The sequence below is a fragment of the Mycobacterium sp. GA-1841 genome (assembly GCF_001954135.1).
Taxonomy (GTDB): Bacteria; Actinomycetota; Actinomycetes; order Mycobacteriales; family Mycobacteriaceae; genus Mycobacterium.
The window spans coordinates 58,681-78,173 of the sequence record NZ_MBEQ01000088.1 but is presented as its reverse complement, the minus strand read 5'-3'; the positions used below and the strand labels follow the sequence as shown (position 1 = coordinate 78,173).

21 protein-coding genes are annotated in these 19,493 nt (G+C 67.7%); 15 read left to right on the top strand and 6 right to left on the bottom strand.

Annotation, left to right across the window (positions count from 1 at the left end):
• Positions 1 to 7: 7 nt before the first annotated feature.
• The 13 genes from A5740_RS20980 to A5740_RS20920 all read left to right on the top strand — a co-directional run bounded on the left by A5740_RS20980 (position 8) and on the right by A5740_RS20920 (position 11,531).
• Positions 8 to 1,273: an aspartate kinase gene (locus A5740_RS20980; RefSeq protein ID WP_076197204.1), complete on the top strand. Its 1,266-nt coding sequence runs from the start codon at positions 8 to 10 to the stop codon at positions 1,271 to 1,273.
• Between the two features lies 1 nt (position 1,274).
• Entirely contained in the window at positions 1,275 to 2,318 is a 1,044-nt protein-coding gene (locus A5740_RS20975; protein ID WP_076197202.1) for an aspartate-semialdehyde dehydrogenase, read from the top strand.
• A gap of 6 nt (positions 2,319 to 2,324) precedes the next feature.
• Positions 2,325 to 3,437 (top strand): DUF4185 domain-containing protein, encoded by a 1,113-nt coding sequence (locus A5740_RS20970; RefSeq protein WP_139335263.1) that lies wholly within the window; start codon positions 2,325 to 2,327, stop codon positions 3,435 to 3,437.
• A gap of 178 nt (positions 3,438 to 3,615) precedes the next feature.
• On the top strand, positions 3,616 to 4,080 hold the full coding sequence (locus tag A5740_RS20965) for a hypothetical protein (RefSeq protein WP_076197198.1): 465 nt from the start codon (positions 3,616 to 3,618) through the stop codon (positions 4,078 to 4,080).
• Between the two features lie 51 nt (positions 4,081 to 4,131).
• Positions 4,132 to 4,572, top strand: a complete 441-nt coding sequence (locus A5740_RS20960; RefSeq protein ID WP_076197195.1) for a Fur family transcriptional regulator — start codon at positions 4,132 to 4,134, stop codon at positions 4,570 to 4,572.
• 123 nt (positions 4,573 to 4,695) lie between these two features.
• A complete protein-coding gene (locus A5740_RS20955; protein ID WP_076197193.1) occupies positions 4,696 to 5,217 on the top strand; it encodes a hypothetical protein in 522 nt (173 codons plus the stop codon).
• Positions 5,218 to 5,234: 17 nt separating this feature from the next.
• A complete protein-coding gene (locus tag A5740_RS20950) occupies positions 5,235 to 5,876 on the top strand; it encodes a sensor domain-containing protein (protein WP_254849275.1) in 642 nt (213 codons plus the stop codon).
• 74 nt (positions 5,877 to 5,950) lie between these two features.
• Positions 5,951 to 7,222, top strand: a complete 1,272-nt coding sequence (gene egtA / locus A5740_RS20945) for an ergothioneine biosynthesis glutamate--cysteine ligase EgtA (RefSeq protein ID WP_076197189.1) — start codon at positions 5,951 to 5,953, stop codon at positions 7,220 to 7,222.
• An 11-nt stretch (positions 7,223 to 7,233) separates the two neighbouring features.
• Positions 7,234 to 8,538 carry an ergothioneine biosynthesis protein EgtB gene (egtB, locus tag A5740_RS20940; RefSeq protein WP_371454782.1) on the top strand — a complete coding sequence of 435 codons (1,305 nt, stop codon included), beginning with the start codon at positions 7,234 to 7,236 and terminating at the stop codon, positions 8,536 to 8,538.
• Complete coding sequence (egtC, locus tag A5740_RS20935; RefSeq protein WP_076197185.1) at positions 8,538 to 9,242, top strand: ergothioneine biosynthesis protein EgtC; 705 nt, start codon at positions 8,538 to 8,540, stop codon at positions 9,240 to 9,242. The genes egtB and egtC overlap by 1 nt, the downstream gene beginning before the upstream one ends.
• Entirely contained in the window at positions 9,239 to 10,204 is a 966-nt protein-coding gene (egtD, locus tag A5740_RS20930) for an L-histidine N(alpha)-methyltransferase (RefSeq protein ID WP_076197183.1), read from the top strand. The genes egtC and egtD overlap by 4 nt, the downstream gene beginning before the upstream one ends.
• Positions 10,201 to 11,316, top strand: coding sequence for an ergothioneine biosynthesis PLP-dependent enzyme EgtE (gene egtE / locus A5740_RS20925; protein ID WP_076197181.1), 1,116 nt, complete (start codon positions 10,201 to 10,203; stop codon positions 11,314 to 11,316). Before egtD ends, egtE begins: the two co-directional genes overlap by 4 nt.
• 35 nt (positions 11,317 to 11,351) lie before the next feature.
• Entirely contained in the window at positions 11,352 to 11,531 is a 180-nt protein-coding gene (locus tag A5740_RS20920; protein WP_076197179.1) for a hypothetical protein, read from the top strand.
• A gap of 302 nt (positions 11,532 to 11,833) precedes the next feature.
• On the opposite strand, the gene A5740_RS20915 is transcribed toward A5740_RS20920, so the two are convergent.
• Both A5740_RS20915 and A5740_RS20910 read right to left on the bottom strand, forming a co-directional pair.
• Complete coding sequence (locus A5740_RS20915) at positions 11,834 to 12,517, bottom strand: class I SAM-dependent methyltransferase (protein ID WP_076197177.1); 684 nt, start codon at positions 12,515 to 12,517, stop codon at positions 11,834 to 11,836.
• Between the two features lie 18 nt (positions 12,518 to 12,535).
• On the bottom strand, positions 12,536 to 14,005 hold the full coding sequence (locus A5740_RS20910; RefSeq protein ID WP_076197257.1) for a glutamate--cysteine ligase: 1,470 nt from the start codon (positions 14,003 to 14,005) through the stop codon (positions 12,536 to 12,538).
• A gap of 77 nt (positions 14,006 to 14,082) precedes the next feature.
• Between A5740_RS20910 and A5740_RS20905 the strand changes: the two genes are divergently transcribed.
• Positions 14,083 to 14,880, top strand: a complete 798-nt coding sequence (locus A5740_RS20905) for an MBL fold metallo-hydrolase (RefSeq protein ID WP_076197175.1) — start codon at positions 14,083 to 14,085, stop codon at positions 14,878 to 14,880.
• 4 nt (positions 14,881 to 14,884) lie between these two features.
• Entirely contained in the window at positions 14,885 to 16,039 is a 1,155-nt protein-coding gene (locus A5740_RS20900; protein ID WP_076197173.1) for an acyltransferase, read from the top strand.
• On the opposite strand, the gene A5740_RS20895 is transcribed toward A5740_RS20900, so the two are convergent.
• From A5740_RS20895 to A5740_RS20880, 4 genes are read right to left on the bottom strand one after another with little or no spacing between them, the layout of a single operon-like run.
• On the bottom strand, positions 16,011 to 17,192 hold the full coding sequence (locus A5740_RS20895; RefSeq protein WP_254849274.1) for a lysophospholipid acyltransferase family protein: 1,182 nt from the start codon (positions 17,190 to 17,192) through the stop codon (positions 16,011 to 16,013). The genes A5740_RS20900 and A5740_RS20895 overlap by 29 nt on opposite strands.
• Before the next feature lie 11 nt (positions 17,193 to 17,203).
• Positions 17,204 to 18,109 carry a phosphatidate cytidylyltransferase gene (locus A5740_RS20890; protein ID WP_076197169.1) on the bottom strand — a complete coding sequence of 302 codons (906 nt, stop codon included), beginning with the start codon at positions 18,107 to 18,109 and terminating at the stop codon, positions 17,204 to 17,206.
• A complete protein-coding gene (locus tag A5740_RS20885) occupies positions 18,109 to 18,690 on the bottom strand; it encodes a CDP-alcohol phosphatidyltransferase family protein (protein WP_076197167.1) in 582 nt (193 codons plus the stop codon). Before A5740_RS20885 ends, A5740_RS20890 begins: the two co-directional genes overlap by 1 nt.
• A gap of 1 nt (position 18,691) precedes the next feature.
• A complete protein-coding gene (locus tag A5740_RS20880) occupies positions 18,692 to 19,456 on the bottom strand; it encodes a class I SAM-dependent methyltransferase (protein WP_076197255.1) in 765 nt (254 codons plus the stop codon).
• Positions 19,457 to 19,493 lie beyond the last annotated feature (37 nt).

Genomic DNA, 19,493 nt, shown 5'->3' with positions numbered 1-19,493 from the left:
TTAGACAGTGGCGCTCGTCGTACAGAAGTACGGCGGATCCTCGGTATCGGATGCCGATCGGATCCGTCGCGTGGCCGAGCGCATCGTCGAGACGAAGAAGGCCGGCAACGACGTCGTCGTGGTGGTCTCGGCGATGGGCGATACCACCGACGACCTGCTTGACCTGGCCCGTCAGGTTTCCCCGGCCCCGCCCGCGCGTGAGATGGACATGCTGCTGACCGCTGGTGAGCGCATCTCCAACGCCCTGGTCGCGATGGCCATCGAGTCTCTCGGTGCACAGGCCCGCTCGTTCACCGGATCGCAGGCCGGCATCGTCACCACCGGCATCCACGGCAACGCCAAGATCATCGACGTCACCCCCGGCCGTCTGCGCGATGCGCTGGACGAGGGCGTCATCGTGCTGGTCGCCGGGTTCCAGGGCGTCAGCCAGGACAGTAAGGATGTCACCACCATGGGCCGCGGCGGCTCCGACACCACCGCCGTCGCGCTGGCCGCCGCCCTGGCGGCCGACGTCTGCGAGATCTACACCGACGTCGACGGCATTTTCACCGCCGACCCGCGGATCGTGCCCAACGCCCGCCACCTCGACACCGTCACGTTCGAGGAAATGCTGGAGATGGCGGCGTGCGGGGCCAAGGTGCTCATGCTGCGCTGCGTGGAGTACGCCCGCCGGTACAACGTTCCGATTCACGTCCGGTCGTCGTACTCCGACAAACCCGGCACCATCGTCAAAGGATCGATCGAGGACATCCCCATGGAAGACGCCCTTCTGACCGGAGTAGCCCACGACCGCGGGGAGGCCAAGGTCACCGTGGTGGGAGTGCCCGACGTACCCGGCTATGCAGCCCGGGTTTTCCGGGCCGTCGCCGACGCCGACGTCAACATCGACATGGTGTTGCAGAACATCTCCAAGGTGGAGGACGGCAAGACCGACATCACCTTCACCTGCCCCATGGACAACGGGCCGGGCGCGGTGCAGAAGTTGACCTCCCTGCAGGACGAGATCGGCTTCAGCCAGGTGCTGTACGACGATCACATCGGCAAGGTGTCGCTCGTCGGCGCCGGTATGCGCAGCCATCCGGGCGTCACCGCGAAGTTCTGTGAGTCACTCGCCGAGGCCGGGGTCAACATCGACCTGATCTCCACGTCGGAGATCCGGATCTCGGTGTTGGTCAAGGACACCGACCTGGACACCGCGGTCTCCGCGTTGCACGACGCCTTCGGGCTCGGTGGCGACGATCAGGCTGTCGTCTACGGCGGAACGGGGCGCTGAGATGGTTTCGATCGGTGTAGTCGGTGCGACGGGCCAGGTCGGCCAGGTCATGCGCACGCTGCTGGAGGAAAGAGGCTTCCCGGCTGAAGGTTCGGGGTCGGTCCGTTTCTTCGCCTCAGCTCGGTCCGAGGGCAAGAAGCTGACGTTCCGCGGCGAGGAGATCGAGGTCGAGAACAGCGAGACCGCCGATCCGTCCGGGCTGGACATCGCGTTGTTCTCCGCCGGTGCGACGATGTCGCGCGTACAGGCCCCGCGGTTCGCCGCGGCCGGCGCCGTCGTCGTCGACAACTCCTCGGCTTGGCGCAAGGACCCTGAGGTCCCGCTGGTCGTCAGCGAGGTGAACTTCAAGCGCGACGCCGGACTGCGTCCCAAGGGCATCATCGCCAACCCGAACTGCACCACCATGGCCGCCATGCCGGTGCTCAAGCCGTTGCACGAGGAAGCCGGGCTGACCCGGCTGATCGTGTCCAGCTACCAGGCGGTGTCGGGCAGTGGCCTGGCCGGGGTCGAGGAACTCGCCTCCCAGACCCGTGCCGTGATCGACGGCGCCGAGCAGCTGGTGCACGACGGGTCGGCGCTGGATTACCCCGCGCCCGTGAAATATGTTGCGCCCATTGCCTTCAACGTGGTGCCGCTGGCCGGCTCACTGGTCGACGACGGCTCCGGCGAGACCGACGAGGACCAGAAGCTGCGCAACGAAAGCCGTAAGATCCTCGGTATCCCCGACCTTTTGGTGAGCGGCACGTGCGTGCGCGTTCCGGTGTTCACCGGACACTCGCTGTCGATCAATGCCGAGTTCGCCCAGCCGCTTTCGGTCGAGCGTGCCACCGAAATCCTGGCTGCTGCCCCCGGCGTGAAGCTGGTCGACGTGCCGACCCCGTTGGCCGCCGCCGGTGTCGACGAGTCCCTCGTCGGCCGGATTCGTCAGGATCCGGGTGTACCCGAGGGGCGTGGCCTGGCCTTGTTCGTGTCCGGTGACAACCTGCGAAAAGGTGCGGCGCTGAACACGATTCAAATCGCCGAGCTGCTGGCCGCCGAACTCTAAACCCCCTTGCGCCGAAACCGCGTTCCAGCAGGCGTTCTCGCGGCTCTTCTCTGCTGGAATGCCATTGCGGCGCCTGGAGCGGCTGCCGACGCGGGGGTGCCCCCGCTGGCTCCCGGACAGGTGCTGCGGATCGGGCCGAGCGCCGGAACCGGTACTCCCACGCGTGATTACGGTATCGGCGCCACCGATTTGTGTGAGTTCATGGAATTTCCCAGCCGCGTGCTCCAGGTCTGCGGTGACAGCTTCGCCGGCCAAGCCGTCGGTTTCGGTGGCTGGTTTTCGCCGGTGGCCCTGCATGTCGACGCCGATTCGATCGACGACCCGGCCGGGGTGCGTTACCGGGGCGTCAGCGGGGTGGACAAACCATTGCTGGCTGATGCGGCCCCGCCCGGTTCCTCCCAGTTGCCCGCCGGTGTGGTGTCGATCAACCGCGAGAACTACATGATGGTGACGACCACCTACAACCTCAAGCCGTACAGCTCCCGGTTGGTGAAAGCCGATGCCGCTCGGCCCAATTGGCCGACGGTACCCGGGTCGGTGCGGGAGGCGAAGTATGCCGGCGGCGCCCAATCGCAGATCACCGGCTACTACGACCCCATCCCGGCCCCGGATTCGCCGACCGGGTGGGTCTACATCCTGACCAACAACTTCGACCGCAGCGGCCCGCCGTTCCTCTACCGGGCCACGCCGCAGACATTTACCGACCGCGCCGGCTGGCAGGGCTGGTCGGCGACCGGCGGATGGGGCAAGCCTCCGACGGCGTTGTTCTCCGACCGGGTGGGGGAGATGAGCATCCGGCAGATCGACGGCAAGCCCGTGCTGTCGTACTTCAACGCCAGCACCGGGAACATGGAAGTGCGGGTTGCCTACGACGCGACCGGTCTGGGCGCGGCGCCGGTGACCACGGTGGTGTTCGCCAGTGCATGGCCGGATCCGGTCGACTCGCTGCCCCCGCCGGAGATCAACCAGCTGGCTCAGCCCTACGGTGGCTACATCTCACCGGGCTCCACGCTGGATTACGTGCGGGTGTTCGTCAGCCAGTGGAACACCATGGCTCGCGGCGGCACGCCCTACCGGGTGATCCAATACGCGGTGAACCCGTTCAAGCCATGGTCTTAGCGCGTTCTTCGGCTTTTCCCGCCACACCTCTGCGCCGACTTCTACCGCAGGGCTGTGGTTTTTGCCTGGGAGCGACCATGGTGCAGAAAAGGGCAACCGGACCGCAGCTCGGCCTTTCATAGCCGATTCATAGTCAATTCTTGATCGGCACCTCAGCGCCGCTTGCATGCTCGTAGGTATGACTGAAACACCCCCTCCGCCCGACCCCGCGACCGAGCCGGTGGCCGCAGCCGAGCCGGTCGCCGTCCCGTCGGCACCGGTAGCGGCCCAGCCCGTCGAGAAAAAGCCCAGCCGGCTGTTCCAGACGCTCGCCTGGGTGGGCATCGCCGCCGGCATCGTCTTCATCGTCGCCGTCGTCTTCGGCATCGGCTTCTGCCTTGGTGCCCACTCCGACGGCCATCACCACAAGGGTGGCCACGATCGCGGGGGAATGATGACGTTCCACCACGGCGGGCCCGGCGGCGGTCCGTGGCAGATGGGGCCCGGACATCGCATGATGCCGCCGTTCGGCCCCGACGGACCCGGAGGTCCCGGCGCGTTCGGTCCGGGTGGCCCAGGCGGCCCCGGTTGGGGACCTGGCCCGGGCAACGGACCCGAGCGTCCTGAGACACCGGCCACGCCGACCCCGCCGGCGCGACCATAATCACACTCCCGCTCTTTTGGATTGACTCCAAACAGCGCGCATACTGGAGCCGTGACCACGGTGCACGAACACGACCCCAAGGCCCTGTTGCGGGCCGCGGGCTTGCGTGTGACCGCGCCGCGGGTCGCGGTTCTCCAGGTGCTCGCCGATCACCCGCACTCGACTGCCGACGATGTGGCCGGGCTGGCCCGGGAAAGCCTCAGTTCGGTGTCCACTCAGGCGATCTATGACGTGCTGCGGGCCTGCGTGAACGCCGGGTTGGTGCGCCGCATCGAACCGGCCGGTTCCTCGGCACGCTATGAGACCCGCGCCGGCGACAATCACCACCACCTGGTCTGCCGGGTGTGTGGCACCGTCGCCGACGTGGACTGCGCCGTCGGCGACACCCCCTGCCTTGAGCCTTCTGACCTGGCCGGATTTGCGGTCGACGAGGCCGAGGTGGTGTTCTGGGGAATCTGCGCCGATTGCCAGGGTGCCCCCGTGCCCCACTAGACAACTCTGCAGCCCGGAGACGCCCCGGTCACTACCCCTTGGTGACCGGGGCGCCTGCCTTTTTCGAGCCGGTGTGTCCAAGCCCTGGGCGAGTCGACGGGAATCGTGAGATTCTCGCTAACCATGACCCGCAAACGGCTCCTGGTTGCCGCGCTGCTCGCAGTGTCGGCGCTGACGGCCGGATGCGGTTTGGGTGGCTCGGCCCCGGAGCGCAGTGCGGCCATGGTCTTCTCGGTCGGCGATTGTGTGAGCGTCCCGGCCACCACGCCGGCCGCGCCTGCTGTGTCCCGCGCCGCGAAGGTGTCCTGCAGTGTGGACCCGAGTTACACCGTCGGCGCCATCGCCGACGCCACCGGGTCCTGTCCGAGCGCCGAATATCAGCATCTGCCGGCCGAGGGCGCCGATCCGTCGACCGCGCGGCTGTGCCTGGTGCCGAATCTGGTCGCCGATCACTGCTATGAACTGGGTCTGCCGGCGGGGTTGGTCGAGCTGGCCAACTGCACCGATCGGGGCGCGGGCGTCATGGTGCAGGTGACCCGTCGGCTCGACGTGCGGGACGGGGCGGCCTGTTCTGCCGAAACCGGGCACCACGCCTGGCCGTACCCGTCACCGGCACGGACCTATTGCACGCGGACGGTGTACTGACTGGCATGATCGGGGGAATGCGTGCCCTGACTGTCGGTTTCGGGCTGGCCGGTCTCGCGCTGGCGTTGGCTGCACCTGCCGGTGCGCGTCCCTCAGATCCCGGTGTGGTGTCCTATGCCGTCATGCCCAAGGGTTCGGTGGGCAACATCATCGGCGCCCCGATGGGGTGGGAGGACCAGTTCACCGCCCCGTTCCAGGGATTCTCGGTGGACATTCCGGTGTGCAACAACTGGGCGGACATCGGCTTGCCGGAGGTGTTCAACGATCCGGATCTCGCGTCGTTCAACGGCGCCACCACGCAGACGGCCGCCGCCGACGACACCCATTTCGTGAAACAGGCGATCGGCGTATTCGCCACGCCGGAGGCCGCCGACCGGGCCTTCCACCGTGTGGTGGACCGCACCAACGGCTGTTCGGGGCAGACCACCGCGATGCACCTGGACAACTTCGTCACGCAGGTGTGGACGTTCACCGGCGGCTCGGCGAGCGATACGAATGCCGACTGGGTCAAACAGGAGGCCGGCACCGACCGGCGTTGTTTCAACACCACCCGCAAACGGGAGAACGTGCTGCTGCAAGCCAAGGTGTGCCAATCCGGCAACGGCGGCCCCGCGGTCAACGTCCTGGCCGGAGCCATGCAGAACACGCTGGGGCAGTAGAACATGTCGGTGCGATCTGGATGATGGAACTCAACCGAGCCGTTTGACAGCGGTGAGGATCGGGAGGTGGTGCTATGGCAGTACCCGTCTGGACTGATGCCTCTGGCCTGACTCCCGTCGAGTTCACCAGTGCCGAAGACGCCGCGGCGTACATCGGAGCGCATTGCCTCGACGACGGTCCGGTCGGGCAGGTCGGCCTGGAGATCGAGGCGCACTGCTTCGACATCGACGACCCGTTGCGGCGCCCGGGCTGGGAGGAGCTCGCCGCAGTCATCGCCTCGGCGCCGGCCATGCCGGGCGGCAGCCGGATCACCGTCGAACCGGGCGGCGCGGTCGAGCTGTCCGGGCCACCGCTCGACGGCGCATCAGCAGCCCTTGCCGCGCTACAGGCCGACCGCGCCGTGCTGCGCGCGCAGTTCGCCCGCCACGGTCTGAGCCTGGTGCTGTTGGGTGCCGATCCGGTGCGGCCCACCCAGCGCGTCAACCCGGGCCCGCGATATCAGGCCATGGAGACGTTCTTCGCGGCGAGCGGGTCCGCCCAGGCCGGCGCGGCGATGATGACCTCGACCGCCTCGGTGCAGGTGAACCTGGACGCCGGCCCCCGCGACGGCTGGGCCCAGCGGGTCCGCCTGGCTCACGCCCTCGGTCCGACGATGATTGCCGTCACAGCGAATTCGCCGATGTTGAACGGGCGGTTCACCGGCTGGAAGTCGTCCCGGCAGCGGGTGTGGGGACAGCTCGACTCGGCACGCTGCGGGCCCGTGCTGGGTGCCGACGGCGATGATCCGGCCAGCGACTGGGCGCGCTATGCGCTACGTGCACCGGTGATGTTGGTCAACAGCCCCGATTCCGTTCCGGTGACCAACTGGGTCCCGTTCGCCGATTGGGCCGACGGACGCGCTGTCCTCGGGGGCCGACGCCCCACCGAAGCCGATCTCGAGTACCACCTGACCACGTTGTTTCCTCCGGTGCGGCCACGGCGCTGGCTGGAGATCCGTTATCTCGACAGCGTGCCCGACACCCTGTGGCCGGCGGTGGTGTTCATGCTCACCACCCTGCTCGACGATCCCGAGGCCGCCGTGGTGGCCACGGAGGCGACGGCTCCGGTGGCCACTGCCTGGGACCGGGCCGCGCGGATCGGCCTGGCCGATCGGCGCCTGCAGGAATCGGCGATCACGTGTGTGTCGGCTGCCGCGCAGCGGGCTCCGGCCGGACTCGCGGAATCGATGGCCCGGTTGCTGCGTTCGGTCCGGCAGGGGCGATGCCCGGCCGACGATTTCGCCGACCAGGTGGTGGGCCACGGGATCGCCTCTGCGATGAGCCAACTGGTGAAAGGTGAGCTTTGAGCACACGCGAGATGCTGGCGCAGCAGCTCACCCGGGCGCGGAACCGCACACTACGCCTGGTCGATTTCGACGACGCCGAACTGCACCGCCAGTACAGCCCCCTGATGAGCCCGCTGGTGTGGGACCTCGCCCACATCGGACAGCAGGAGGAGTTGTGGCTGCTGCGCGGGGGCGAGTCGGCGCGCCCGGGTCTGCTGTCCCCGAAGGTCGACCGGCTCTACGACGCCTTCGTGCATTCCCGGGCCAGCCGCGCCGATCTTCCCCTGCTGCCGCCCACCGATGCCCGCAGCTACTGCGCAACGGTGCGGTCGAAGGCCTTGGACGCCTTGGATTCTCTCGACCCTGACGATCCCGGTTTCAACTTCGGCCTGGTGATCAGCCACGAGAACCAGCACGACGAAACCATGCTCCAGGCACTGAATCTGCGCGCCGGCCCGCCGTTGCTCGATCACGGAATCCCGCTGCCCGCCGGCCGGCCCGGGCTGGCCGGTACCGCCGTACTCATTCCCGGTGGTCCGTTCGTACTCGGCGTGGATGAACTGACCGAGCCGCATTCACTGGACAACGAGCGTCCGCCGCATGTCGTGGACGTGGCGCCGTTTCGCATCGGCAGGGTGCCGGTGACCAACGGTGAATGGCGACAGTTCATCGACGACGGTGGTTATCGGCAACGGCGGTGGTGGTCGGAGCGCGGTTGGGTCCATCGGCAGGAGGCGGGTTTGTCTGCGCCGCAATTCTGGGGGCAGGACGGCACGCGGACCCGGTTCGGTCACGTCGAGGCCATCCCGGACGACGAACCGGTCCAACACGTCACCTTCTTCGAAGCCGAGGCGTACGCCGCCTGGGCGGGGGCCCGGCTGCCCACCGAGGTCGAATGGGAAAAGGCCTGTGCGTGGGATCCGGCGGTGGGTGCGCGACGCCGATTCCCCTGGGGGACAACCGAACCAACCGCAGCGCTGGCCAACCTCGGCGGCGAGGCACGTCGACCCGCGCCCGTGGGTGCCTATCCGGCCGGTGCGTCGGCCTATGGTGTCGAGCAGATGTTGGGTGATGTGTGGGAGTGGACCACCTCGCCGCTGCGCCCCTGGCCGGGCTTCACCCCGATGGTGTACGACCGCTACACCGAACCCTTCTTCGAAGGCAATGGGGCTGGCGAGTACCGCGTCTTGCGGGGCGGATCGTGGGCGGTGTCCGCCGACATCCTGCGACCCAGCTTCCGCAACTGGGATCACCCGATCCGGCGTCAGATCTTTTCCGGCGTGCGGCTGGCCTGGGACGTCGACGACGAACCGCTTGCGCGAGGAGGAATCGGCTGATGTGCCGGCATCTCGGATGGCTGGGCGCGCCGCGGTCGGTGGCCTCTCTGGTGCTGGACCCGCCGCAGGGCCTGCTGGTGCAGTCGTACGCCCCGCGGCGGCAGAAGCACGGCTTGATGAACGCCGACGGTTGGGGTGCCGGGTTTTACTCGCCCGATTTGCCGACGGACCGTCCCTGCCGCTGGCGCAGTGACAAGCCGTTGTGGACCGATGCGTCCTTCGCGTCGGTGGCCCCGGCGCTGAGTAGTGGGTGCGTGGTCGCCGCCGTGCGTTCGGCCACCATCGGTATGCCGATCGAACCCTCGGCCTCGGCACCGTTCACCGATGGTCAGTGGCTGTTGTCGCACAACGGGATCGTGGATCGGGCGGTGCTGCCGTTGAGCGCTGTCGCCGAGTCCACGGTGGACAGCGCGGTGTTGGCTGCTCTGATCTTCCAGCGGGGCCTGGATGTGCTCGGTGAGACGGTGGCCGAAGTCGGAGCCCTGGACCCCAATGCGCGGCTGAACATCCTGGCCGCCAATGGTTCCCGTATGGTGGCCACCACCTGGGGGGACACGTTGTCGATGCTGCGGCTGCCGGATGGCGTGGTTCTCGCCAGCGAACCGTACGACGACGATCCGAACTGGTCGGACATTCCGGACCGGCATCTGGTCATCGTGGCCGGCACTGACGTCGAGCTCACACCTCTGAAAGGATCGGTATGACGCTCACCCTGTCCAACTATCTGGCCGCCGACTCGGCCGCCCACGCGTTGCGCCGGGATGTGCGCGAGGGGTTGACCGGGTCGCCGAAAACCCTGCCGCCCAAGTGGTTCTACGATGCCGTCGGTAGCGATCTGTTCGATCAGATCACCCGTCTACCTGAGTACTATCCGACGCGCACCGAGGCGACGATCCTGCGCGACCGCGCACCGGAGATCGTCGCGGCCGCCGGTGCCGACACGTTGGTGGAGTTGGGCAGTGGCACCTCGGAGAAGACGCGGATGCTGCTCGATGCCATGCGGGATGGTGGGCAGCTGCGCCGATTCATCCCGTTCGACGTCGACGCGGGCGTGCTGCGCATGGCGGGGGAGGCGATCGGGCGAGAGTATCCCGGAATCGAAATCGACGCGGTGTGCGGCGATTTCGAGGAACATCTGGGCAAGATTCCGGCGGTGGGCCGACGGTTGGTGGCCTTCCTCGGGTCCACGATCGGCAACCTGACGCCCGGTCCGCGGGCGGAGTTCCTCGCGGCGCTGGCCGACGCCATGCAGCCCGGGGACAGCCTGCTGTTGGGGACCGACCTGGTCAAGGACGCCGGCCGGTTGGTCCGCGCCTACGACGACAGTGCCGGTGTCACTGCCGCGTTCAACCGCAACGTGTTGTCGGTGGTGAACCGCGAACTCGACGCAGATTTCGCGCTCGAGGCTTTCGAGCATGTGGCGAAGTGGAATGCCGACGAGGAACGCATCGAGATGTGGCTGCGGGCGGGCACACCGCAACACGTCCGGGTCGCCGGCCTGGGTCTCGACGTGGCCTTCGAGGCCGGCGAGGAGATGCTGACCGAGGTGTCGTGCAAGTTCCGGGTCGGCGGGGTGGCCGATGAGTTGACGAAAGCCGGGTTGCGGCAAACGCATTGGTGGACGGACGCCGAGGGCGACTTCGGCCTGTCACTGGCCGTGAAATGAACCTTGCGCAGCAGTGGGCGGATGCCCGGCCGAAGGTCGCCGGCCTGCACCTGGACAGCGGCGCCTGCTCACGGCAGAGGCTCGCCGTGATCGACGCCGTTGCCGTCCACGCCCGTCATGAGGCCGAGGTCGGCGGGTATGTGGCCGCGGAGGCGGCCGCGCCCGTGCTCGACGCGGGGCGCGCCGCCGTCGCGGCGCTGAGCGGACTCGATGCCGCCCACGTGGTGTACACGTCGGGGTCGAATCATTCGCTGGACCTGCTGCTCGGAAGTTGGTCCGGTGAGCGCACGGTGGCCTGCCTGCCCGGTGAGTTCGGTCCGAACCTGGCGACCATGGCGGCCAATGGTTTTCAGGTACGCGCGCTGCCGGTTGACGGGGATGGCCGGGTTGCCCTTGACGACGCCGCCCGGCTGTTCGCCACCGATCCGCCCGCATTGGTGCACTTCACGGCGCTGGCCAGCCACCGCGGTGTGGCGCAACCCTTGGCCGAGATGGTCGCGGTGTGCCGCGATGCGGGTGTGCCGCTCGTCGTGGATGCCGCGCAGGCCTTCGGGCATCTGGACTGCCGGGTTGGGCCCGACGCGATCTACTCGTCGTCGCGTAAATGGCTGGCGGGCCCGCGCGGGGTCGGGTTCCTCGCGGTGGACGCGGGTTTGGCTGCGCGGATGCGGCGGCGGATGCCACCGGTGGACTGGGATGTGCCGATGACCGCGCTGCAGAGTTTCGAGCACGGTGAGCACAATGAGGCCACCCGCATCGGCTATTCGGTGGCGCTCGGTGAACACCTCGCTGCAGGGCCGGAACTCGTCCGGGATCGGCTTGCCGAGGTGGGCCGCATGACGCGGGGGGTGTTGGCCGGGGTGCCCGGTTGGCAGGTGGTGGAACGCGTCGACGAGCCTACCGCGATCACCACACTGGAACCCACCGACGGCGCTGATCCGGCCTCGGTGCGGGCCTGGCTGATCGCCGAACGAGGAATCGTCACCACGGCATGCGAACTGGCGCGAGCACCATTCGAGATGACCAAGCCGGTGCTGCGAGTCTCACCTCATGTCGACACCACGGCCGAAGATCTCGAGCAATTCGCCGCGGTGTTGCGCGACGTGCCATAGCCGGCGCCGCCTGCCCTGCCCTGCCCTGCCCTGACGTGACCTGGTTCTGGTCCTGGTTCTGGACGCGGCCGATCCTGGTACGGAAAGCCTTCGGCGTGTTCCGGACCGGAAGCGGTGTCGATGTGCCCGCCTACGCGCGACTTTTCAGCGACAATCGCCGCATCCGCACCATGGGTATCGGTGGCGCACCGCCGAAGTTTACTCAGGCCACTTGAGTCTCCAAATGCCTCAGGGGCCACGGAATTTGAGATGTCCAGCTATCAGCGACGGAGTCGCTGATAGTCGGGCACTGGACAGACGATGCGCATGAGGCCGGTGATGCAGAAGTGCCGAAATCGCCGAGCGACAATGGGATTGGTGAGGCTCAATGACGTCAGTGTGGCGATTGTCGCTGAAAAGTCGCGCGCAGCCGGGCACGTCGGATATCCCTCCCGAAACTGCGCCGAAAACTGCCGAGTTCGAAGTTCCGGCCGAGTCACCGAACCCCGGCGACCACCCGTCAACCCGCGGAGGGCCGTCACTCTGCCTTGTGCGCGCTCAACAAGAACGCCGGGAACTTGATCCGGCCCTTCTCGTCGAAACCGTGCTTGGGCAACTCGAACGGGGCGTCGGCAGGCAGCGCGACGGCGTTGGCGTGGATGAAGGCCGGCCGGATGTCGTCGATCTCCCAGTGCTTCGACACCGCGTCGCGCAGTTCCACTTCGGTCACCTCGTTGGGCTTGGTCTCCAACTCCGCGGGGAACGCGCCTTTGGCGAACACCAGCACGTAGTAGCTCGCCCCCGGGGCGGACGCCCGGTGGATCGAACGGAGGTACCCGTCGCGCCCCTCGACCGGTAGTGAGTGGAACAGGGTCGAATCCACCACCGTGTTGAACCGGCCGTCATAACCGGTGAACGACGTGATGTCGGCCTGCGCGAAGCTGGCCGTCGAGAGCCCTCGAAGCTGGGCGGCATTGTTGGCGGCGGCAATCGCCGTCGGGCTCAGATCGAGACCCACCACCGTGAAGCCGTCGGACGCCAGGGCCAGTGACAACTCGGCGTGACCGCAACCCGCGTCGAGCACGTCGCTGCGGAACTTCCCGGCCCGGTGCAGCGCGGCGAGTTCAGGCTGGGGCTCGCCGATGTTCCATGGCGGCGAACCCTCGAAACCTGCTTCCCCCTTGTATGCGCCATCCCAGTCCATGACCTGTTCAGATGTCATGATTCAAAAGTACGCGTCTCAATCCCAGGTGTGGACGGGCTCGTTGCTGTGCATCAGCTGGACGTAGCGACGCAACATCTCGGCCAGTGCTTTCGGCCGCGTCAGACCCTGGGACTGGAGTTCCTGAACCGTCGTCACCTGCCACGTCGCCCCGGTCCGCGCGGTCTTGGCGCGGCCCTCGATGACGCCCAGATAGCGGTCGCTGACCTCGGTGGCCACTCCCCAGCGGCGCAGCCCGTCGTGGGCCAACGGCAGCAACTGCCGCAGAACCAGTTCGTCGGCCGTCACCTCGCCGAGCTCGGGCCAATACAGCCGGGCATCGATACCGTGTTGCGCGCCCGCGGTGAAGTTGTGATGGGCCGCCGCGAAGCTCATCTTGGTCCACAGTGGCCGGTCCTCTTCGGACAGGGTCCGCAGCAGGCCGTAGTAGAAGGCGGCATTGGCCATCATGTCCACCACGGTCGGCCCGGCGGGCAGCACCCGGTTCTCCACCCGCAGATGCGGACGTCCGTTGACCACGTCATAGACCGGTCGGTTCCACCGGTAGATCGTGCCGTTGTGGAGCCGCAGTTCGGCCAGTTGCGGGGCCCGGCCGGCCGCCAGTTCGGCCACCGGATCCTCGTCGGAGAGCTCGGGCAGCAACGACGGGAAGTACCGCACGTTCTCCTCGAACAGGTCGAAGATCGAGGTGATCCACCGCTCGCCGAACCACACCCGCGGCCGCACCCCCTGGGCCTTGAGCTCGTCGGGGCGGGTGTCGGTGGCCTGCGTGAACAGCTCGATGCGGGTCTCGGCCCACAACTGATGGCCGAAGAAGAACGGCGAGTTGGCGCCCACCGCAAGTTGCGGGCCGGCCAGTACCTGGGCGGCATTCCAGTTGCGGGCGAAATCGGCGGGCGAGACCTGCAGGTGCAATTGCATGCTGGTGCACGCGGACTCGGGGGCGATGGACGCCGATTGCAGGCTCAGCCGTTCCGGCCCGGAGATGTCGATCGGCATGTCCTCGCCGCGGGCGGTGAAGATCGAGTCGTTGAGCGCCTGATACCGCGTGGACTGGCTCATCCAGCCGTTCGAAAGATGCTCGGGCATCAGCGTTGGCAGGATGCCCACCATCACGATGTGCGCGCCGTCCTCGTTCGCCTTGGTCTCGGCGGCATTGAGGCTCAGCCGCACCTCTTCCTCCAGGTCCAGGGCGGCCCGGCCCGGCAGCGGGCGCGGCGGGACGTTGAATTCGATGTTGTAGGCACCCAATTCGGTCTGATAGGCCGGATCGGCGATGGCGGCCAGCACCTCCTGGTTCGACATCGCCGGCTGGTACTCGTTGTCGACGAGGTTGCACTCGATCTCCATGCCGGTGAGCGGTCGTTCGAACTCGAAGCTCGACTGGGCCAGCATGGTCTCGAACACATCGAGGCACAGCTGTACCTTGCGCCGGTACTCCTGCCGGTGCATCCGGCTGAACTCGGTGTTCTTGACCTCTTCGCCCACACCGCGATGCAACACGCCGCGTGGGGCCGGCGCAACCAAACACGCATAATCGCCGCACCGCGGGGTAGCCGGTCGGAATGGAAATCACCGTCACCTTCGTGGGCAACGCCACGACGTTGATCGCGGTCGACGGCATCACCCTGCTCACCGACCCGAACTTCTTGCACCGGGGACAGCACGCCTACCTCGGCTACGGTCTGCTCTCCAAACGGTTGAAAGAACCCGCGTTGACCATCGAGGAGCTCCCACCGGTGGACGCGGTGCTGCTCTCACACATGCATGGCGATCACTGGGACCGGGTGACGCAGCGCAAGCTGGACCACGCGCTGCCGATCGTGACCACCCCGCACGCCGCCAAACGCCTTACGCGCCGCGGCTTCGGGGCGGCCGTCGGGTTGACGACGTGGCAATCCCATCGGATCGTCAAGGGCCAGACCACGGTGACCGTCACGTCCCTGCCGGGCCGGCATGCTCCGACGCCGGTCGATCGGTTGTTACCTCCGGTGATGGGGTCGATGATCGAGTTCACCGATGGGGCCGCGACCCGGCGCCTCTATATCTCGGGTGACACGCTGTTCGTCGACGAGCTACGCGAGATCCCCGTGCGGTTCTCCTCGATCGACCTCGGGGTGCTGCATCTCGGCGGCACCCGGCTGCCTGCCGGACCGAAATTGCCCGGTCTCACCGTGACGATGGATGCGCGCCAAGGCGCCGATCTGGTCGAGCTGCTGGACCTGCCGAAGATGATCCCCGTGCACTTCGACGACTACAGCGTGTTCGCGTCGTCATTGAACGATTTCCGCGCCGAAATGGCCCGACGTGGCCTGGGGGAGCGGGTCATCGAGCTGGACCGGGGTGCATCCGTCGCATACTGACGCGGTGACGTCGTCGTCGAACGACACCGAGCAGGGCGGTCTCGAACAGGTTTCGCGTGCCGACCGGGTGGCCGCGCTCACCGGCGTACGCGCAGTGGCGGCGTTGACGGTGATGGGCACCCACGCGGCGTACGGCACCGGCCTGCTTTCGCAGGGGTATCTGGGTCTGATGAGCGCTCGGCTCGAGGTCGGGGTGGCGATCTTCTTCGTGCTGTCCGGGCTGCTGCTGTTCCGGCCCTGGGTGCAGGCGGCCGCCTCCGGACCCTCTGAGGGAGACGCGCCCAGTACCCGACGCTATGCGCGAAATCGGTTCCGCCGCATCATGCCCGCCTACGTCGTCACCGTCCTCGTGGTCTACGGCATCTACGAAATCCGGCCGGTGCAACCGAATCCGGGACATACCTGGACCGGCCTGCTGCGCAACCTGAGCCTGACCCAGATCTACAGCGACAACTACTTCACGGCATATCTGCACCAGGGGCTGAGCCAGATGTGGAGCCTGGCGGTGGAGGTCGCGTTCTATGCGGTGCTGCCCCTGCTGGCCTATCTGCTGTTGGCGGTGCTGTGCCGCAGACGTTTTCGCCCGCTGCTGCTGTTGTCGGGGCTGGCGGCGCTGGCCGCGGTCAGCCCCGTGTGGCTGCTGCTGTTGCACAACACCGACTGGCTTCCGGTGGGTGGCGGGACGTGGCTCCCGCATTATCTGGTGTGGTTCGTCGGCGGGATGATGCTCGCGGTGCTGGGCACGACGGGCGCACGCTGCTATGCGTTGGCGGCGTTACCCCTGGCGCTGGCCTGCTATCTGGTGGTGTCCACCCCGATCGCGGGGGTGACCACCGCCGTCTCGCTGAGAATGACCGAAGACCTCGCCAAGACCATGTTCTACGCGATCATCGCGACCCTGGTGGTGGCCCCGCTGGCGTTGAACGGCAACGGCGTGTACGCCCGGGTGATGGGTAGCCGGCCGATGGTGTGGCTCGGCGAGATCTCCTACGAGATCTTCCTGTTGCACGTCGTCGCGATGGATCTGGTCATGGAGTTCGTGCTCCGGTGGCACGTGTACACCGGCTCGGCGACGGTGTTGTTTGTCGTCACGTTGCTGGCCACGCTGCCGTTCGCGTGGCTGTTGCACGTCACGACCAGGCCGCGACGATCGCGCTGAGCGCCACCGCGAACCCGATGCCGACCAGCACCAGGTAAGTACCGTAGAACCGCCGCAGCCACGGGTGCAGCAGTCGGGCCAGCCACCAGATCCCCAACCCCCACAGACAGATTCGCCACCCTCGCTCGATCAGGGTCCAGCCGGCCAAGGCCCACAGGTCGATCCCGTGCAGTCCGGCGGCGCGGGCGTACACCTTCACCGGCACACCGGAGAGCGCCTGGTTCAACATGGCGTGCGGGCCGGCGGCGAGCTGCTCATAGGCGGTGGCGGCCATGCGGACCGTCGTCCACGGCGCCGGCAACAACACGCCCCGAGCGGCCAACCATGCTGTGGTCACCACGCCCAGCACCGACCCGGCCGTCACCGCCAGCGCCCATGGCATCACCCGGCGCGGGACCGCCACAGCCAAGGTGATCAACGCCATCTCGGCGATGATCGGCCAACTCAGCGCCTCGGCGAAACCCCACAGCAGCGCCAGCAGCACGCTCAGCCGCGTATCGATCACGCGGGCCACCGCTGCCCAGATCCGCGAGGTGCGGGTGCGGACCGGGGCCGCGTCGCGGTCTGATACCACCGCCGAACGCAGCCCGGTGGCATCGAGCGTGTTCGGGTCGACCGGCTCGCCGAGGCGGACTTCCATGGGCCCCGGATGGAATGCGCCGTTCTTGGGCAGGACGTCGCGGGTGCCCAGCAGCGCGACGGGGATCACCGGCACACCGCAATCACGGGCGAGATGCAATGCCCCGGACCGGAATTCGCCGATGTCCCCGTTTCGGGAGCGGGTGCCTTCGGGGAAGACGACGACGGCGCGACCGGCCGCGACGGCGGGCCGCACCGCCTCAAGGAGCCCGGCGTAGGTGCTCGACGCGGTGCGGCGCACGGGCAGCGCACCGGCCAGCGTGGTGATCAGGAAGCGGCGCACCGGCACGTCGAACCAGTAGTCCGAGGCCGCGGCGAACACCGGTGCCGCCGAGGGCGGCAATGCCGCCAGCAGTGCGGCGGTGTCGGCATGCGAACCGTGATTGGCCACGACGATGCAGCCGCCCGGATGTTGCCAGCGCCCGGTGACGGTCAGGCCGCCGGACAGGCTGCACGCCACGCGCCACAGGTGATGCCGGAACCGGCTGCCCATTTTCATGACAGCAGGGCTCATGACGACAGGGCTCATGACAGCAGATACGCCAGAGGCAGGACCAACAGCAGGGAGTCGATGCGGTCGAGCAGACCACCGAACCCGGGCAGCCAGTCGCCGGCGTCCTTTACGTTGGCCTGGCGTTTGACCATCGACTCCAACAGGTCGCCCAACACCCCGCCGAACGCCACCGCGACGAGCAGGCCCACCGAGATCGTGCCCAACAACGTCAGCACCAGGAACGCGCCGAGCACCGCGCCGACGATTCCGCCGACGGTCTTGTTCGGGCTCAACGGGGACAGCGGCCGGCGGGCCCAGCCGAAGCGGCGCAACCCTTTACCGCCGCACCAGGCGGCAACATCGGTGGCGGCAGCGGCGAAGCAGACCAGAAAAGCGTTCTCCCACAACATCACCAGATGCGCCAGTGACCAACAGATCCACACCGAACCGAATCCGGTGAACGCGGCGCGGCGGCTGCCGTCGGCGACGTCGCCGCCGAGTACCGCGGGCAACGCGCACAACAGCACGCCGATGGCGGCCAAACCCAACCAGGTCGGATGCAGCCACGCGGTCAGCGGATAGAGCACGGCCAGCCCGAGCAGCACCGAGGTGTCGACCCGGTTGAGCTTGACCAGGCGGGCATACTCGGTGACGGCGACGACGGCCAGCACCGCGGCCAGGATCGCCGTCGGCCCGCGGCCCAGCCAGATCGGGATGCCGACCACCGGCAGGATCAGGACCCAGGTGGTCCACTTCTGGATCAATTCCCGCTTGCGGGAGGCGAATACCGCGATGCCGGCCAGGGCCAGGATGATCAGCGTGACCCACAGGTAGAACACCGACCGGCCGACGATGTGGATGTCGAACGGGCCCCAGTCGATCACCAACGGCAGGTTGCGGTCCCAGTGCAGCAGCCGCAGATACTCGTCGACCAGCATCAGACGGCCAGTTCGCGGTGGGTACCGAGCAGTCGGGTCACCATGGTCAGCGCGGAACCCGTCACGATCACCGCACACACCCAGCCCAGCAGCGCGGGTAGCGCGCAGGCCACCACGATCGCCAGGCACCGCTCGGTTTTGCCGAACGGACCGCCGTTGCGCCGTGTCGCACCCGCCCCCGCGGCAGCCAGTGAGGCGAACGTCGGCAGGGTCGCGGCCAGTGCCGCCACCAGCACCCAGATGACCGATCCGCCGGTGCGTGCGGCCCACACCGTCAACCCGGCGAACACCAGAAGGTCCGAGGTCCGGTCACCGATCTCGTTGAGCACGAATCCCCACGGCCGGCTCACCTCGCGGGCCCGGGCCACCGCACCGTCGAGGTTCGCACCGGCCAACCGCGCGCCCAGCAGCACGAACACCAGCGGCCACCAACCGTAGGCGACGGCGACGGCAGCGGCCGCCGCGGCGATCACGCCGGCGACGGTGAAGACGTCGGGGGAGATGCCTCGCGCCACCGCGGCGTCGACGATGCCGCCGAGGCGACGGGTGTACCACGGTTTGAGCGCGTAAAGACCTTGCATGTCAACGGCTTCTGCGAGCGATGACGATCTGCGGCGAATTCGGGCCGCCGCGCAGTTGGACCTCGATCGACGGGTCGGCGTGGCGGGCCAGGGTGCGCAGGGCCGAGGGACTGTAGGTGCGCAGTGAACTGATCACCCCGTCGTGGGCGAACGGCAAGACCAGGGCGGCGGGCAACATCGTGGCGAGCCGCAGCAGGTGCAGCGGTGCCGGCGGCCGCGGCAGGTCGATGATCAGGAGCGTCTCGGCCACCCGCGTGCCCTCGGCGAACACCCGCGCCGCCTGGGCCGGGCGCAGATGGTGAAAGGACAGTGCGAACAGCACCAGGTCATAGCTGTCGTCGGCGGCGTCGATCGCGGTGGCGTCCATCTGCCGCACCTCGGCGCGGGGATGGCTGCCGACGTCACCTTCGGCGATGCGGGCCACCGACTCGGCATCGACGTCGGTGACCGTGACCCGGGCCGTCGGGTGATCGGCCAGCAGTTGACGGGACACCCGGCCATGGCCGGCACCCAGTTCGAGGATGCGTGGATCGGGCACGTCGGCGAGGAGATCGAGGGCGATCCCGGCGAACCGTTGATGGTTCTTGAAAAACCGGCCGGTCCAGTCCAGGGCGCCGATCACCTGGCGTTTCACCGACACGTCGACATCATCGCGGTCCAGATATTCCTGCCGGTCGGTCTCCAGCAGCCGGTCCAGGCAGGACGCCCGGAACCCGCCCCGTGGCATCCGGTCGATATCGGTCGGCTCGCGGTCCATGTAGGCCATCATGGACGATTGCGACAGGTTCCCGGCACAGTAGTTC